This window comes from Microbacterium radiodurans, from assembly GCF_008710705.1.
In the GTDB taxonomy this organism is placed as follows: Bacteria; Actinomycetota; Actinomycetes; order Actinomycetales; family Microbacteriaceae; genus Microbacterium; species Microbacterium radiodurans.
In genome coordinates this window covers 152507-168013 of record NZ_VYRZ01000003.1, presented here as the reverse complement: position 1 = coordinate 168013, position 15507 = coordinate 152507, and the positions used below count along the sequence as shown (strand labels likewise).

Here is a 15507-nt window from a genome sequence, read left to right as displayed (position 1 = left end):
AGCAACGAAAGGCTCGCCGAGTGAGCACCCAGACCGAAGAGGTCGTCGTCAAGGACGGCATCCACTACCACCAGTTCGACATCGTGATCGTCGGCGCCGGCGGCGCCGGGATGCGCGCGGCGATCGAGGCCGGTCCCGGAGCCCGTACCGCGGTGATCTCGAAGCTCTACCCGACGCGCTCGCACACGGGGGCGGCGCAGGGCGGTATGGCCGCGGCGCTCGCGAACGTCGAAGAGGACTCCTGGGAGTGGCACACCTTCGACACGATCAAGGGCGGCGACTACCTCGTCGACCAGGATGCCGCGGAGATCCTCGCGAAGGAGGCCATCGACGCCGTCATCGACCTCGAGAACATGGGTCTGCCGTTCAACCGCACCCCCGAGGGCAAGATCGACCAGCGCCGCTTCGGCGGGCACACAGCCGACCACGGCAAGTCGCCGGTGCGCCGCGCCTGCTACGCCGCCGACCGCACCGGCCACATGATCCTGCAGACGCTGTTCCAGAACTGCGTCAAGCTCGGCATCAACTTCTTCAACGAGTACTACGTGCTCGACCTCATCACCGTGACCGCCGCGGACGGGTCGACCCAGACGGCCGGTGTCGTCGCCTACGACCTCGCCACCGGCGACCTGCACGTCTTCCACTCCAAGGCGGTCGTGTTCGCGACCGGCGGCTTCGGCAAGATCTACAAGACGACCTCCAACGCGCACACCCTCACGGGTGACGGCGTCGGCATCGTCTGGCGCAAGGGCCTGCCGCTCGAGGACATGGAGTTCTTCCAGTTCCACCCGACCGGCCTGGCCGGTCTCGGCATCCTCCTCACCGAGGGCGCCCGCGGCGAGGGCGCGATCCTGCGCAACGCCTCGGGCGAGCGGTTCATGGAGCGCTATGCCCCCACCATCAAGGACCTCGCCCCGCGCGACATCGTCTCCCGCTGCATGCAGCAGGAGGTCGCGGAAGGTCGCGGCGCCGGCCCGCACCGCGACTACGTGCTGCTGGACTGCACCCACCTCGGCGCCGAGGTCCTCGAGACGAAGCTCCCCGACATCACGGAGTTCGCCCGCACCTATCTCGGTGTCGATCCGGTCGTCGAGCCCGTGCCCGTCATGCCCACCGCGCACTACGCGATGGGCGGCATCCCGACCAACATCAAGGCCGAGGTCCTCGCCGACAACGACACCGTCGTGCCGGGTCTCTACGCCGCCGGCGAGTGCGCGTGCGTCTCGGTCCACGGCTCGAACCGCCTCGGCACCAACTCGCTCCTCGACATCAACGTCTTCGGCAAGCGCGCCGGACGCAACGCCGTCGAGTACGTCAAGACCGCCGAGTTCGTCCCGATGCCCGAGGACCCCGCCGCGGCCGTCCGCGACCTCATCGAGGGCGTGCGCAACAACCCCGGCACCGAGCGCATCTCGGTCCTGCGCAAGACGCTCCAGGACGAGATGGACAAGGGCGCCCAGGTGTTCCGCACCGAGGAGTCGCTGCTGCACGTCATGGACGTCATCGCCGACCTGCGCGAGCGCTTCAAGAACATCCACGTCGACGACAAGGGCAAGCGGTTCAACACCGATCTGCTCGAGGCCGTCGAGCTCGGATTCCTCCTCGACATCGCCGAGGTCGTCGTCGTCGCCGCCCGCAACCGCAAGGAGAGCCGCGGCGGCCACATGCGCGACGACTACCCCTCGCGCGACGACGAGAACTACATGCAGCACACGATGTCGTACCTCTCGGGCGACCCGCACTCGTCCCACGCCGAGGATCACATCCGGCTGGACTGGAAGCCCGTCGTGTTCACGAAGAACGAGGCCGGCGAACTGCGGTACCCGCCGCTGGAAAGGAAGTACTGATGACCCTGGTCGCTCCCGAGACGGAAGTCACGAACGACACCGGCATCCAGTCGTTCCTGGTCACCTTCATCATCCGCCGGTTCGACCCCGAGCTCGACAGCGAGCCGCGCTGGGTCGACTACGACGTCGAGCTCTACTCGACCGACCGCGTGCTCGATGCCCTGCACAAGATCAAGTGGGAGGTCGACGGCTCGCTGACCTTCCGGCGCTCCTGCGCCCACGGCATCTGCGGCTCCGACGCCATGCGCATCAACGGCCGCAACCGCCTCGCCTGCAAGACGCTGATCAAGGATCTCGACATCTCGCAGCCGATCTACGTCGAGGCGATCAAGGGCCTGCCGCTCGAGAAGGACCTCGTCGTCGACATGGAGCCGTTCTTCGCCTCCTACCGCGACGTGCAGCCGTTCCTCATCGCCAACTCCAAGCCGGAGGCCGGCAAGGAGCGCATCCAGACGATCGCCGACCGCGAGATCTTCGACGACACCACCAAGTGCATCCTCTGCGCCGCGTGCACGTCATCGTGCCCCGTGTTCTGGACCGACGGCCAGTACTTCGGTCCCGCCGCCATCGTCAACGCGCACCGCTTCATCTTCGACTCGCGCGACGACGCCGGCGACGTGCGTCTCGACATCCTCAACGACAAGGAAGGTGTGTGGCGCTGCCGCACGACCTTCAACTGCACCGAGGCCTGCCCGCGCGGCATCGAAGTCACCAAGGCGATCGCCGAGGTCAAGCAGGCGGTCCTGCGCGGACGCTGATCCGCGACGCACGGCGGGCGGACCCCGCCCGCCGTGCCGGTACATTCGACGACGTGAGCTCTGACCCCTCGAACGGCGAGGCGCTGCGCGATCGGTGGGACTCGTCCCGTCTGCGCGAGCGCCTCGATGAGCCGATCGAACGCGCCACCCGGGTGACGCGTCGGACGCTCGGCTGGTTCCCCATCCGGGTGTGGCGCCACTTCCTGCGCCACAACGGCTTCCTCCTCGCGGCGAGCATCAGCTACCAGTCGCTGTTCGCCCTCTTCGCGACGCTCTACACCGCCTTCGCGATCGTGGGCCTCTGGCTCGGCGGGTCGACGACCGCCGTGGACGCGCTCATCGGAGTCGTCAACACCTACATCCCCGCGCTCATCTCGGGGGACGGCCCGGTGGATCCCGCGGACGTGACCGCGATCGCGCGCGACAGCGGCAGTCTCCTCGCGGTGACCGGCGCTGTGGCCCTGGCCGTCGCGGTATGGACCGCCATCGGGTTCGTCACCTTCACCCGTCGCGCCGTTCGCGACATCTTCGGCCTGCCGTTCGACACCCGCAGCTTCATCCTGCTGAAACTCCGGGACTTCCTCGCGGCAGGACTGTTCGGCCTCGCGCTGATCCTCGGCGCCGCCCTGGGGCTGGTCGCGGGTGGCATCGCCCGGCAGGTGTTCGACGCCCTCGCGGTCCCCTACACGTCCACGACCGTCGACGTCCTCAGCCGGCTCGCGTCCGTGCTCGTGGCGATCGTCCTCAACGCCACGGCGCTCACGTTCCTCATCCGTCTGCTCACCGGCACCTCGCTGCCCTGGCGCAAGATCGTCCCCGGGTCGCTCTTCGGCGGCATCGCGCTCAGCGCACTCCAGCTCGGCGCCGGCTTCCTCGCCGTGTACTCCCCCACCAACCCGCTCCTCGCGACGTTCTCGGTGGTCGTCGGCATCCTGCTCTGGCTCCGCCTGGCCGGCATCGTCATCCTCGTCGCCGCATCATGGGTCGCCGTCTCGGCCGACGACGACGACATCCCCCTGGTCATCCTGACCGACGCCGAGCGGCGGGAGCGCGAGCAGCGCGCGCTCCGGGTCGTCGCCCTGGCGCAGGTGCGCGACGCCGAGCACGCCCTCGCCGACGCGGCGTGGTGGCAGCGGATGTCGGCGCGCCGCGATGTGAAGCGGGCACGAGAGCTGCTCGAGCGCGCGGAGGCCGGAGGGCCGGCCGCCGGTGGTGGCGCGGGCACGGCGCTCGACTGAAGAGCGCAGGCGGGGCATGTCGGCGAGGCCGATTACGCTGGCAGACGTGTCACGCAGCCTCCGTATCGCCTCGGTCAACGTCAACGGCATCCGTGCGGCGGTCCGCAAGGGAATGAGCGCCTGGCTCGAAACGGCGGAGGTCGACATCCTCACGCTGCAAGAGGTGCGGGCCCAACCCGCCGACCTCGCCGCAGCCCTGCCCGGGTGGCACATCGTGTCCGACGAGGCCCTCGCCAAGGGGCGCGCCGGCGTCGCGATCGCCGCGCGCGAGCCGCTGGATGTCTGGCGCATCGAACTCGGCGACGACGACCTCGACTCGAAGGGCCGCTGGGTCGAGGCCGACATCGACGTGGCCGGCGAGCGCGTGACGGTCGTCAGCGCATACGTCTTCACCGGCGAGGCCGACACCGAGAAGCAGGTCTCCAAGTACGCGTTCCTCGACGCGATGGAGACTCGGATGCCGCAGCTCGGCGACCTCGCGGTCATCACCGGAGACCTCAACGTCGGCCATCGCGAGTTCGACATCCGCAACTGGCGCGGCAACCGCAAGAAGGCGGGGTTCCTCCCCCGCGAGCGCGCGTACGTCGACCGCTTCACGGGCGCCGCCGGCGCCGAGATCGAGACCGTGGACGGCGAGCGGGGCACCGGCCTCGGCTGGGTCGACGTCGGCCGCCGGTTCGCCGGCGAGGTGGATGGTCCGTACACGTGGTGGTCGAACCGGGGGAAGGCATTCGACACCGACACCGGGTGGCGCATCGACTACCACCTCGCGACCCCGCGACTCGCCGAGCGCGTCACCGACTACCGCGTCGTACGCGCCCCGTCGTGGGACACCCGCTGGAGCGACCACGCCCCCGTCGTCGCCGACTACGTCTTCCCGGGCTGACATCCGCCCGGGCTCGTGCCGCAGCGCCCGTAGACTCGTCTGGTGACCAAGCCCCGCCTGTACTCCGGAATGCAGCCGTCCGCCGATTCGCTCCAGATCGGCAACTACATCGGGGCCCTCATGCAGTGGCGCGGCCTGCAGAACACCTACGACGCCTTCTTCTCGGTCGTCGACCTGCACGCGCTGACGCAGCCCAACGATCCTGCCGAGCTGCGGGAGAAGACGCGGCGCACCGCGGCCCAGTACATCGCCGCGGGCATCGAGCCGTCGCGGTCCACGCTGTACGTGCAGTCACACGTCCGTGCGCACGCCGAACTCGCCTGGATCCTCTCGACGATCACGGGATTCGGGGAGGCCGGCCGGATGACGCAGTTCAAGGACAAGTCGCAGCGCTACGGCACGGACGCCACCAACGTGGGCCTGTTCACCTATCCCGTGCTGATGGCCGCCGACATCCTGCTCTACCAGACCGACATCGTGCCGGTCGGCGACGACCAGAAGCAGCATGTCGAACTCACGCGCACGCTCGCCGAACGGTTCAACTCGCGCTACGGCGAGACGTTCCGGGTGCCCATGCCGGTGATCCAGCAGGACACCGCGCGCATCTACGACCTGCAGAACCCGACGTCGAAGATGTCGAAGTCGGCGGAGTCGGATGCCGGCGTGCTGTGGCTGCTCGATGACCCGAAGGTCTCGGCGAAGAAGGTCATGCGAGCGGTCACCGACTCGGAGGGCTCGGTCCGCTACGACCGCGAGAGCAAGCCGGGTGTCTCGAACCTCCTCGTGATCTACGCGGCCCTGACCGGACGCCAGATCCCCTCGATCGAGGACGAATACGCCGGACGCGGCTACGGCGACTTCAAGAAGGGTCTCGCCGAGGTCGTCGTCGCCGAGTTCGGTCCCGTTCGCGAGCGTGCGCTCGAGCTGCTCGACGACCCGGCTGAGCTCGACCGCGTCCTCGCGGCCAACGCCGCCCGCGCCGACGAGGTCGCCGACCGCACCCTCGGCGATGTCTACGACAAGATCGGACTGCTGCGTCGTGCCTGAGACCGAGAGCGACGCCGGTGGCGAGCGCGCGCCGTCGGGTGCCGACGCACCCGAGGTCTCGCCCGAGCTGCTCGCCGCGCTCGACCGTGCGGCCGAGGCCTCGAAGCAGGCGCCGACGGACGTCGCGGTGCAGGAGCGGCTGTGGCGCGCGGCGTTCGCCCTCGATCGCTGGTTCTTCCTCGCCCGCGGCACCGACGACGAGCCGACGCCGTTCGCCCTGCGCACCGACGACGGAGCGGTGATCTTCGCGTTCTCCACCGCCGACCGCGCTCACGCGGCGGCGCTCGGCTTCGGTCTGAGCGAGGACGAGTCCTCGCGCATGCTCGCGGTGCCGCTGCCCTCCGCCGCAGCGTGGGTCGCCTCCTACGCCGAGGCCGGGGTCGAGGCGCTCGTCTTCGACGCCCCCGGCAACGGCGCGATGGCGCCGCTGTCGAACCTCGCGGCGATGGCCGTGTACATCTCGCAGAACCCCGCGGGCTGACCCGCGCCGGCTCCCCGCTGTGTCGGCCCGCCGCTGGCGGCCGCTGCTCAGGAGAACGCGAACGTTTGGCCGCGCACCCGCCCCGGACGCGGCGTGTCTCCTGAGAACGGTACGCGCCCCGCAGCCGCGCCGCGCGCCGCACCTCGCGCAGCCGCGCCGCGCGCCGCCGCGCCCCTCACCTCGTGCAGCCGCGCCGCGCGCCTCGCCTCGTGCAGCCGCGCAGCCGCACCTCGCGCAGCCGCGCCCCCCCACCTCGTGCAGCCGCGCAGCCGCACCTCGTGCAGCAACTCAGGAGAGTCCGCGCGATCATGCCCCACCGGCCGGCGTCCGTCACTGATTTCCTGAGAACGGTACGCCCGGCAGCCGCGCCTCGAGCCGCGCCGGACCTCGCGCCGCCGCGCTACGCGCTTCACCTCACCTCGTGCAGCAACTCAGGACAGCCCGCGCGATTCGGCCCCGCCGGTCGGCGTCCGTCACTGATCTCCTGAGAAGCGGCCCGGCTCAGCGTCGAGGGCGTGGGCGACGAGAGGGCCCGTGCGCGAGGAGTCCACGGACCGCAGCAAGCACGCGCTCCGGATTCCACATGATGTCGGCGGCCATGGGGCGCAGGATCGTGTAGCCCAGCGCCGCCAATGCCAGGTCCCGGCGACTGTCGGTGAGTCGGGCGGCGAGACCTGCGTGGTGGGCGTCGCTGTCGCACTCGACGACGAGCCAGCCATCGACGAGAAGGTCGACCCGACCGACGCCGGCGATGCGCACCTGCGGCTCGACGGAGTGCGCGACGCCGCGCAGCATGAGGCGCATCAGCGTTTCCGTGCCGGCTTCGGCGCGTCCGTCGATCAGGGGGCGCAGGCGGCCGTAGCGTGCGGGCAGACCTGAGAACAGCACATCGACGTCGCTGGGCTCCATCAGTCCGAGATGGATCGCGCTGTCGATCGTGGCGATCGCAGCACGCGGATGCTGGCAGCGTACGGCGTGGGACAGCGCCTGCGGCAGGCTGTCCGCCAGCTCGCCGTCGCCCGGTCGACGCGGCGTGTCGGACCAGTGGACTCGAGCCGTCCGGGTCCACTCCTCATTCAGGCGGCCGGCATTCTGCGCGACGCGCACGTGCAAGCGGTCATCGTCGAGCACGAACGCGCCGAGGAGTCGCAACAGGCTCACGCAGCTGAGCACGCCACCGGCACGGCACGCGTCGATGAGTGGGGTGGGCGTGTCCGGGGAGACGTAGTGGTCGCGGCGTGCGCGCACGAGGCGTCCATCGGCAACCGCCCGCGCGATGTCGCGCCGCCGGAGCCCGGACGCCAGAAGGTCGTTCCGGGAGGAGAATCCGGCCGTCAGCACAACGGCGGCCTGCTGTCGGACTGCGGCACGTTCGGGTGGACGGAGCACCGCCTCAGCCTCCGCCCCAGCGCGGGCGGTTTGCGACCGGCATCCGATCTCCATGGACAATCGTCGGGTCTCCGCAAATGGGGAGAGGAGGACGGCAGGCGCCCCGCGCTCAGGAATCCGCCGCATCCCGCCGCTCGACGCGCCATCGACCATCGCGTTCTCCTGAGAAAGAGCACACCGGGATCCGTCACCACCGCGCGCTGATCAGCCCGCTCTCCCGGCCGTCAGTTCCCCGCGTGAGGCCATTGGTCAGGACGTTGTGCGGCTCCACACCGCGCGCCGGCTGATCGGGCGATCTTGTCCTGAGAACGTGCTCACGCGCACCCAAACCGGTCCAGACGGATGCCGGCTCACGCACGCCTCCGCCCGTACGCACACGCACGCGCACGCACCGCCACCGGCACCGGCCGCTCGCCATGCGCCGATCTCAGGCCTTCTCGTCGTCGGCGCCGCCGCGGCGGGTGCCGGTGCGGAGTGATCCTGAGAACGGGCTCGCCGGGACCACGCACGAACCGGCACCATGCACCGGCACCGGCACCGCGCTGACGGCCGCACCCGAGCCAACCGCCGCCGGGCGGTCGCTAGGGTCGGGGGATGGAACCGGTCACGCTGCGGACGCCGCGGCTCGAGCTGTCGATCCCGACCGACTTCGACGTGGACGCGATCACCATCGCCGCGCAGGATCCGGAGGTCCCGCGCTGGACGACGCTGCCCTCGCCCTACGAGCGCTCGCACGCCGAGGACTTCGTCGACCGCGTCGGCGAATGGTGGCGCACCGGAACGGAGCTCACCTGGGCGATCCGCACCGGCGGGTCGTGGATCGGGATGATGGGCCTCCACGGCGCCCATCCCGGCGGGGCGGCGGAGATCGGGTTCTGGATGGCCGCCTCGGCGCGCGGCCACGGCTACGTCACGGAGGCGGCGCGGGCGGTCGTCGACTTCGGCTTCGCCGAGCCGCTCGGCCTCGCGCGCATCCAGTGGCGCGCGGTCGTCGGAAACGTCGCCTCGGCCCGCACCGCGCGCAGCCTCGGCTTCCGGTACGAAGGGCTGCTGCGACAGGGACTCTCCGACGTCCGGGGCCGCCACGACGGGTGGATCGCGGCCCTCCTGCCGACCGACGATCGGGCCCCGCAGACCTGGCCGATCCTGCCGGACTGAGCCGGCTCCCGGCGAGGGGTCCGGCCCGAGCCGCGCAACCCCTGCCGACGCGTCGGAGCCGCGTGGCAGGATGACCGCATGCCCGAGATGCCGGAAGTGCAGGGACTCGTCGACTACCTCGGCGCACGCGAGGGCGGCCGCCTGGTCGGACGCTCCATCACCACGGCCCGCGTCGCCAACATCGCCGCCCTGAAGACCTACGACCCGCCGATCGATGCGCTCGTCGGCACGACCGTCACCGGAGCCGCCCGCCACGGCAAATTCGTCGACCTGACGACGGATGCCGGCATCCACCTCGTCTTCCATCTGGCGAAAGCCGGGTGGCTCCGCTGGTACGAGGCCCTACCTGCCACCGTCATCCGCCCCGGCAAGACCCCGATCGCGCTCCGCATCGGCTTCGACGACGGGTCGGGATTCGATCTCACCGAGGCGGGCACGAAGAAGTCGCTCGCCATCTCCGTCGTGCGCGACCCCGCGGAGGTGCCCGGCATCGCCCGTCTCGGCCCGGATCCGCTCGATCCGGCCGTCGATCGCGACGCCTTCGCGGGTCTGCTCGCCGGACGCCGCACCCAGATCAAGGGCGTCCTGCGCGATCAGTCGATCATCGCGGGCATCGGCAACGCCTACTCGGACGAGATCCTCCACGCGGCGAAGATGTCGCCGTACGCTCTGGCCGCGACGCTCGACGACGCCGAGATCGACCGGCTCTTCGCGGCGATGTCCGACACCCTCGCCGAGGCGGTCGCTGCGGCATCCGGCAGACCTCCCGCCGATCTCAAGGACGCCAAACGCCGCGGGATGCGCGTGCACGGGCGCCGCGGCGAGACCTGCCCGGTGTGCGGCGATGAGGTGCGCAGCGTCTTCTTCGCCGACAACAGCCTCGAATACTGCCCGACGTGCCAGACCGGCGGCAAGCTGCTCGCCGACCGCCGGCTCTCGCGGCTGCTGAAGTGACGGCGCGCGCGAGGAGCAGCGCGCAGCAGCCTCAGTCCAGGGTGTCCATGAGGGTGCGGGCGTCGTCGTCGACCCAGTCGAGCGACTTCGACACGGCCTTCTGCCACAGGCGGTAGCGGCGTCCGCGCTCGTCGGAATCCATCCGCGGCTCGAATCGGCGATCCTCCTGCCAGTACCGTCGCAGCTCGTCGCGACTCGACCACACGCCGGTCGCGAGGCCCGCGGCGTAGGCGGCACCGAGCGCCGTCGTCTCGACGACCTTCGGACGCACCACAGGCAGGCCCAGCACGTCCGCCTGGAACTGCATGAGGAAGTCGTTGCGCGTCATCCCGCCGTCGACCCGGAGCTCGTCGATACACCGGCCGCTGTCGCCGAGTGCCGCGTCGAGCACGTCGCGCGTCTGGAACGCCGTCGCCTCGAGGGCGGCTCGCGCGATGTGGGCCTTCGTCACGTACCGGGTGAGGCCGAGCAGCGCACCGCGCGCGTCGGGCCGCCAGTAGGGCGCGAACAGTCCCGAGAACGCCGGCACGAAGTACGCGCCGCCGTTGTCGTCGACCGTCGCCGCAAGTGTTTCGACGTCTTCGGAGCGCTGGATGATCCCGAGGTTGTCGCGCAGCCACTGCACGAGCGAGCCGGTGACGGCGATCGACCCCTCGAGCGCGTAGCGCGCCGGCTCGTCACCGCACCGGTAGGCGACGGTCGTGATGAGTCCCGCGTCCGAACGGACGATCTCGGTGCCGGTGTTCAGCAGCAGGAAGTTGCCGGTGCCGTAGGTGTTCTTCGACTCCCCGGCGTCGAACGCCGCCTGGCCGAACGTCGCCGCCTGCTGGTCGCCGAGGATGCCGGCGATCGGAACGCCCCGCAGCACCTCCGGAACGTCGACGTCGCCGAGGACCTCCGACGACGAGCGGATCTCGGGCATCATCGATCGCGGGATGCGCCAGTGCGCGAGCAGGTCGTCCGACCAGTCGAGGGTGGTCAGCTCCATGAGCAGCGTCCGGCTGGCGTTCGTGACGTCGGTGACGTGGATGCCGCCGCGCACTCCCCCGGTGAGGTTCCAGACCACCCAGGTGTCGGGGGTGCCGAACAGCAGGTCGCCGGCCTCGGCGCGCGCACGGGCACCGTCGACGTGGTCGAGGATCCAGGCGATCTTCGAGGCGGAGAAATAGCTCGCCAGCGGCAGCCCGGTCGCCTCGGCGAACCGGAACGCACCGTCGGGGTGCTCGGCGATCATGCGGTCGAGTGCCGGCTGGGTGCGGGTGTCCTGCCAGACGATCGCGTTGTGGATCGGGCGCCCGGTACGGCGGTCCCAGACGACGACCGTCTCGCGCTGGTTCGTCACGCCGACCCCGGCGAGATCGTCGGAGCCGATTCCCGCGCGGCTGAGGGCCGTCGCGACGACCCACTGGGTGTTGGTCCAGATCTCGACCGGATCGTGCTCGACGCGTCCCGCTCGCGGGAAGATCTGCTCGTGCTCGCGCTGAGCGGTCGTGACGATCCGTGCGGTCTCGTCGAAGACGATCGCCCGCGTGGAGGTGGTCCCCTGGTCGATCGCGAGGATGTGGGTCACACGACCTCCTCTTCGAGATGCGTCGACGCATCCTCCCACGAGGGATCGGCGGCGTGCACGCGCTGCTCGGCGAGCCGCACCTCGCGCTCGATCGCAGCGGCATCCCACCCGAGCACCGGGGCGACGGCCTCGGCGATCTCGCGGACGGCGTCGCTCGTGGCGCCGCCGGTGAACGCGATGCTCGTGCGGCGCATGAGCAGGTCGTCGAGGTGGTGGACGTCCTCGGTGCGGGCGAGGTGCCGGAGCTCGGCCGTGCTGTAGCGCGGGGCGTGGACGAGCGGGGCGTCCTCGGCGTCGGCGGCGATCGCCGCGACCAGGTCGGCCGCGACGGTGCCGTAGCGATCGAGCAGCTCGGCGACGCGCTCGGGCGCGACCGTCCCGGCGTGGGTGTCGACCCAGCGACGGTGCGCGGCCTCGGTGGTCGGGAAGCCGGCGCCGCCGCCGATGGCGCGCCCCTTGGTGGAGGTGCGGCGCGGCATCCCGATGATCTCGAGCGCGCGGTCGGCGAGCGCCTCGCCCGACGCGCGGAAGGTCGTCCACTTGCCGCCGACGAGGCTGAGGAGCGTGCTGGTCGTCTCTCCGCTGCCGAGAGTCGCAGCTTCGATGCGGTAGTCGCGCGAGACGAAGCCCGGTGCGAGTCCGTCGTGGCCCGGGAGCGGGCGCACACCCGAGAAGCGGTAGACGATCTGCGACCGGTCGACGGGGATGCCGGGAAGCACCTGGCCGATGAGGTCGATGAAGTAGTCGACCTCGTCCTCGGTGCACACCATCGGGTCGGCCATGTCGTGCTCGAGGTCGGTCGTCCCCACGAGCACGCGGCCCTTGAGCGGATAGATGAGGACGATGCGACCGTCGTTGTTCTCGAAGAACAGCTCGCGACCGGCGGTCGCCTCGAGCAGGCGCGGGTGCTCGAGGACGATATGCGAGCCCTTCGTGCCGCCCATGAACCGGGTCGGGGTCCCCAGTGCGTCGTTCGTGAGATCCGTCCACGGGCCGGTGGCGTTGATGACGACCGGCGCGGTGAAGGTCGACTCGGCGCCGCTCTCGTCGCGCAGCACGATGCGACCGTCGCGGGTCGCCACGGCTGCGACGTGATTGGCCGCGCGCGCCCGGTCGCCGCCGGCCGCGCGGCCGTCGCGCAGCACGTCGATGGCGAGCCGCTCCGGGTCGTGCAGCGAGGCGTCCCAGTAGGTCGCGGTGTAGGCGGTGTCGGGGTGCAGCTCGGGGATCTCGGCGAGCGAGCGCCGGCGCCCGTGGAAGCTGTGTCGCGGCACGCGGCCGCCGCCGCGCGAGAACGAGTCGTAGATGACGAGGCCGATCTTGATCAGCAGCGCGCCGCGCGGCCGGCGCGGCCCCGCGCCGTGGCGGAGGAAGCGCAGCGGGGCCGTGAACAGGCCCGAGAAGGTGGACCCGATCGGGATGGTGGTGCGCAGCGGCCGGACGTAGTGGGGGGCCGAGAGCAGGAGGGCGTTCCGCTCGGTGACCGCCTCGTGCACGAGGCGGAACTCGCCGTTCTCGAGGTACCGGATGCCGCCGTGGATCATGTGCGAGGACGCCGCGGACGCGCCGCTGATGAAGTCCCCGCGTTCGACGAGCGCCACGTCGACGCCCTGCAGCGCGAGGTCGCGGAAGGCGGCGAGACCGTTGATCCCTCCTCCGATGATGAGGACATCCGCGTTCGGGCGCTCGCGGAGGGAGTCGATCGGCGACGTCGGCTCGGGCATGGGGTTCCTTTCGGCGAACGTGGTTTCCATCATCTCAACCGACACCGGCGACGGGGCCGGGGCGACGTGTGGAAACGGCCTGTGGGGCGCAGTTCGTGACGTCGGGCGCGGACATCGCCGCGCCTCGCGCCTGGAACTGCGCCCGGTAGGATCGGCCTGAGACTCAGCTCACGCGGTAGGCGGTGAAGCGGACCGTGTTCGCCTCGCGCACGGCGGAGGCGACGTACACGGACCGCTGGAGCTCCGCCCAGCGCGGCGCCGAGGTCTCGATGCGGATCGCCGTGCGGAAGTAGTAATCGCCCGGATCCACCGGCTCACCGCGCAGCAGCGCGTCGAGCACCGCGGGGTCACCGCTGCGGACGCCGGAGACCTGGAGGTACAGCAGCTCGCCCGCCGCTGTGCGCGCGCTGTAGCGGCAGTCGATCTCGATGGCGCCGTCGTCGCGCAGGATCTGCCAATCCGCGCCGCCCGGCACGATCTCGGCGTCCAGGCCGCCGCTGACCGCTCCCCCGACGATGGGGACGACGCGCCGGTGGCCCACGCGGGTGGTGCCGTAATCGTCGGGCGGCCCGAGGTCGACGCGCACCTCGAAGGCGGGCTCGAGCCCCGGGGTCGTCGGACGCACCATCATCCGGCCCGCCGTTCCTGCTCGACGAGCATCTCTGCCGCCTGGTCGTCGCGCCGCAGCTCGACGAGCACATCGCGCAACCGCTCGAGCGCCGGCAGTGCCCGCTCCAGCGCCTTCAGATCATCGCCCGACAGCATCTCGGCCGCCTCCGTCATGATCGCGCCCGACGCCTCGTCGAACCGGGCGAAGTACCCCAGCGCGTCTCGCGACGCCGCGACGTCGACCCGTCGTCGGTCGTCGGAGCGCGTCTCGCGCGAGATCAGGCCGCGGCGTTCCATCTGCGCGAGGAGGTTGCTGATCGTCGAGCGGCCGAGGCCCAGCGATGCCGCGAGCTCGCCGGGCGCAGCGGTCGTGCCGGCCGGCAGCGCGCGAATGATCTCGACCTGGGCGTCGGGGATGTCGGGGAGCTGCTCGCGGGCGGCTGCCGCGGCGCGAAGGGTGCGTCGCAGCGGTGAGAGCACCGCTGCGAGGCGGACGACGTCGAGGCTCATCGCGCCCCGACCCGGACGCTGTACGACTCGCGCGCGCTCAGCTGCGACGGCTCGAAGCCCGCCGCGCGCTTGAACGAGGTCGCCGCCTCGACGAGCTCGTCGTGCGGGATGACGTCCTCGATGCGATCGAATCCCTCGGGCGCGCGCTCGTAGGCGAGCTGCATGACGCGCTCGGGGCCGCCGCCCCGGTTGCCGTGGAGCAGCGCCGCCATCGCGGGGCGCCGCTCCTCGTCGTAGCGGGCGAGCGCGGCCACCGGATCAGCCTCGGTCGCGAGGTGGAAGGCGAGGACGCGTCCGTCGATGATGGCCTGCGAGGCGCCGTTCGACCCGTTCGGATACATCGCGTGCGCGGCGTCGCCGAGGAGTGTCGCGCGTCCGAACGACCAGCGATCGACCGGGTCCAGGTCGACCATCGGGTACTCCAGCAGCTCATCGGATGCCGCGATGATGCCGGGGACGTCGATCCAGTCGAACGTCCAGTCGCGGAACAGCTCGACGATCGGCTCGCGCGGGACGGAACGGTTCCAGTCGACGCCCGGCTGCCCCGCGGCGCGCTGCTCGGCGATGAAGTTGAGCACGACCCGGCCGCTCTCGTCGGGCGGCGAGATCGGGTACGCGACGAACCGCTTCTCGCCGTCGCCCGCCATGATCATCGTCGAGCGGTCGAGGAACGGCTTCACACGCGCGGTCCCGCGCCAGAGGGTGAGCCCCGACCACTGCGGCCCCGGCTGACCCGGGTGCAGGATCCTCCGGAGCGTCGAATGGATGCCGTCGGCACCGATGACGACGTCGGCGTCGACCTCCACCGGGCCTCCCGCGGTCACGAGCTGCAGCTTCTCGACGTCACCCGCCGACCGGAGACCGACGAGCTGGTGGTCGAGCCGGACGACGTCGCCCAGCCGCTCGCGGACCGCGGCCAGTAGCTCGAGCTGCAATCGGCCCCGATGCACCGACACCTGGGGCCAGTCGTACCCCGCGCCGATTCCGCGCGGCTCGGTCCAGATCCGCTGCCCGCGCCGGGTGTAGTACGACAGCGTTCGCGGGGCGACGCCGATCCGCTCGATGCGATCGGCCAGCCCGAGCTCGGTGAGTTCGCGCAGGGCGTGCGGGAGCAGGTTGATGCCGACGCCCAGGCCCCGGATCTGCGGGGTCCGTTCGTAGACGGTGATGTCGTGGAATCCGGCTGCGTGGAGGCTGAGGGCTGCGGCGAGGCCGCCGATGCCGCCTCCGAGGATGGCGATGCGCACGTGCGTCTCCTTCTCGCTCGACGTCGATGTCGAGCTCGCGGGTAGTTTTGCATGTGAATCATCTCGTGTCCAGAGGCGGATCCGCGGCG

The 15507-nt window shown here is 70.9% G+C and carries 14 protein-coding genes; 8 read left to right on the top strand and 6 right to left on the bottom strand.

Annotation, left to right across the window (positions count from 1 at the left end):
* Positions 1 to 20 precede the first annotated feature (20 nt).
* From sdhA to F6B42_RS11040, 6 genes are read left to right on the top strand one after another with little or no spacing between them, the layout of a single operon-like run.
* On the top strand, positions 21 to 1847 hold the full coding sequence (gene sdhA / locus F6B42_RS11065; protein WP_150419750.1) for a succinate dehydrogenase flavoprotein subunit: 1827 nt from the start codon (positions 21 to 23) through the stop codon (positions 1845 to 1847).
* A complete protein-coding gene (locus tag F6B42_RS11060) occupies positions 1847 to 2605 on the top strand; it encodes a succinate dehydrogenase iron-sulfur subunit (protein WP_150419749.1) in 759 nt (252 codons plus the stop codon). Before sdhA ends, F6B42_RS11060 begins: the two co-directional genes overlap by 1 nt.
* A gap of 53 nt (positions 2606 to 2658) precedes the next feature.
* Positions 2659 to 3843: a YihY/virulence factor BrkB family protein gene (locus F6B42_RS11055; protein WP_150419748.1), complete on the top strand. Its 1185-nt coding sequence runs from the start codon at positions 2659 to 2661 to the stop codon at positions 3841 to 3843.
* 16 nt (positions 3844 to 3859) lie between these two features.
* Positions 3860 to 4729 carry an exodeoxyribonuclease III gene (locus F6B42_RS11050; RefSeq protein ID WP_150419747.1) on the top strand — a complete coding sequence of 290 codons (870 nt, stop codon included), beginning with the start codon at positions 3860 to 3862 and terminating at the stop codon, positions 4727 to 4729.
* Positions 4730 to 4771: 42 nt separating this feature from the next.
* The gene (gene trpS / locus F6B42_RS11045; protein ID WP_150419746.1) at positions 4772 to 5776 is read left to right on the top strand and encodes a tryptophan--tRNA ligase; all 1005 of its coding nucleotides are present in this window, start codon (positions 4772 to 4774) and stop codon (positions 5774 to 5776) included.
* The gene (locus F6B42_RS11040; RefSeq protein ID WP_150419745.1) at positions 5769 to 6257 is read left to right on the top strand and encodes a hypothetical protein; all 489 of its coding nucleotides are present in this window, start codon (positions 5769 to 5771) and stop codon (positions 6255 to 6257) included. The genes trpS and F6B42_RS11040 overlap by 8 nt, the downstream gene beginning before the upstream one ends.
* Positions 6258 to 6758: 501 nt before the next feature.
* Here F6B42_RS11040 and F6B42_RS11035 read toward each other — a convergent pair.
* On the bottom strand, positions 6759 to 7799 hold the full coding sequence (locus F6B42_RS11035; protein ID WP_223878461.1) for an endonuclease domain-containing protein: 1041 nt from the start codon (positions 7797 to 7799) through the stop codon (positions 6759 to 6761).
* Positions 7800 to 8240: 441 nt separating this feature from the next.
* Between F6B42_RS11035 and F6B42_RS11030 the strand changes: the two genes are divergently transcribed.
* The gene (locus tag F6B42_RS11030; protein ID WP_150419744.1) at positions 8241 to 8804 is read left to right on the top strand and encodes a GNAT family N-acetyltransferase; all 564 of its coding nucleotides are present in this window, start codon (positions 8241 to 8243) and stop codon (positions 8802 to 8804) included.
* A gap of 78 nt (positions 8805 to 8882) precedes the next feature.
* On the top strand, positions 8883 to 9758 hold the full coding sequence (locus F6B42_RS11025) for an Fpg/Nei family DNA glycosylase (protein WP_150419743.1): 876 nt from the start codon (positions 8883 to 8885) through the stop codon (positions 9756 to 9758).
* 31 nt (positions 9759 to 9789) lie between these two features.
* Here F6B42_RS11025 and glpK read toward each other — a convergent pair whose 3' ends face one another.
* From glpK to F6B42_RS11000, 5 genes are all read right to left on the bottom strand, one after another.
* Entirely contained in the window at positions 9790 to 11328 is a 1539-nt protein-coding gene (gene glpK, locus F6B42_RS11020; protein WP_150419742.1) for a glycerol kinase GlpK, read from the bottom strand.
* Complete coding sequence (locus tag F6B42_RS11015) at positions 11325 to 13052, bottom strand: glycerol-3-phosphate dehydrogenase/oxidase (protein WP_223878460.1); 1728 nt, start codon at positions 13050 to 13052, stop codon at positions 11325 to 11327. Before F6B42_RS11015 ends, glpK begins: the two co-directional genes overlap by 4 nt.
* Positions 13053 to 13215: 163 nt before the next feature.
* Positions 13216 to 13683 (bottom strand): DUF3237 domain-containing protein, encoded by a 468-nt coding sequence (locus F6B42_RS11010; RefSeq protein WP_150419740.1) that lies wholly within the window; start codon positions 13681 to 13683, stop codon positions 13216 to 13218.
* Complete coding sequence (locus F6B42_RS11005) at positions 13680 to 14171, bottom strand: MarR family winged helix-turn-helix transcriptional regulator (protein WP_150419739.1); 492 nt, start codon at positions 14169 to 14171, stop codon at positions 13680 to 13682. Before F6B42_RS11005 ends, F6B42_RS11010 begins: the two co-directional genes overlap by 4 nt.
* Positions 14168 to 15418, bottom strand: coding sequence for a flavin-dependent oxidoreductase (locus F6B42_RS11000; RefSeq protein ID WP_150419738.1), 1251 nt, complete (start codon positions 15416 to 15418; stop codon positions 14168 to 14170). Before F6B42_RS11000 ends, F6B42_RS11005 begins: the two co-directional genes overlap by 4 nt.
* Between the last annotated feature and the right edge of the window lie 89 nt (positions 15419 to 15507).

Excerpts from the sequence above, each read along its gene's own strand:
- F6B42_RS11025 (WP_150419743.1), top strand. The coding sequence starts at position 8,883 with ATGCCCGAGATGCCGGAAGTGCAGGGACTCGTCGACTACCTCGGCGCA.
- F6B42_RS11030 (WP_150419744.1), top strand. The coding sequence starts at position 8,241 with ATGGAACCGGTCACGCTGCGGACGCCGCGGCTCGAGCTGTCGATCCCG.
- F6B42_RS11035 (WP_223878461.1), bottom strand. The coding sequence starts at position 7,799 with ATGGTCGATGGCGCGTCGAGCGGCGGGATGCGGCGGATTCCTGAGCGC.
- F6B42_RS11005 (WP_150419739.1), bottom strand. The coding sequence starts at position 14,171 with ATGAGCCTCGACGTCGTCCGCCTCGCAGCGGTGCTCTCACCGCTGCGA.
- F6B42_RS11015 (WP_223878460.1), bottom strand. The coding sequence starts at position 13,052 with ATGCCCGAGCCGACGTCGCCGATCGACTCCCTCCGCGAGCGCCCGAAC.
- F6B42_RS11050 (WP_150419747.1), top strand. The coding sequence starts at position 3,860 with ATGTCGGCGAGGCCGATTACGCTGGCAGACGTGTCACGCAGCCTCCGT.
- F6B42_RS11010 (WP_150419740.1), bottom strand. The coding sequence starts at position 13,683 with ATGATGGTGCGTCCGACGACCCCGGGGCTCGAGCCCGCCTTCGAGGTG.
- F6B42_RS11060 (WP_150419749.1), top strand. The coding sequence starts at position 1,847 with ATGACCCTGGTCGCTCCCGAGACGGAAGTCACGAACGACACCGGCATC.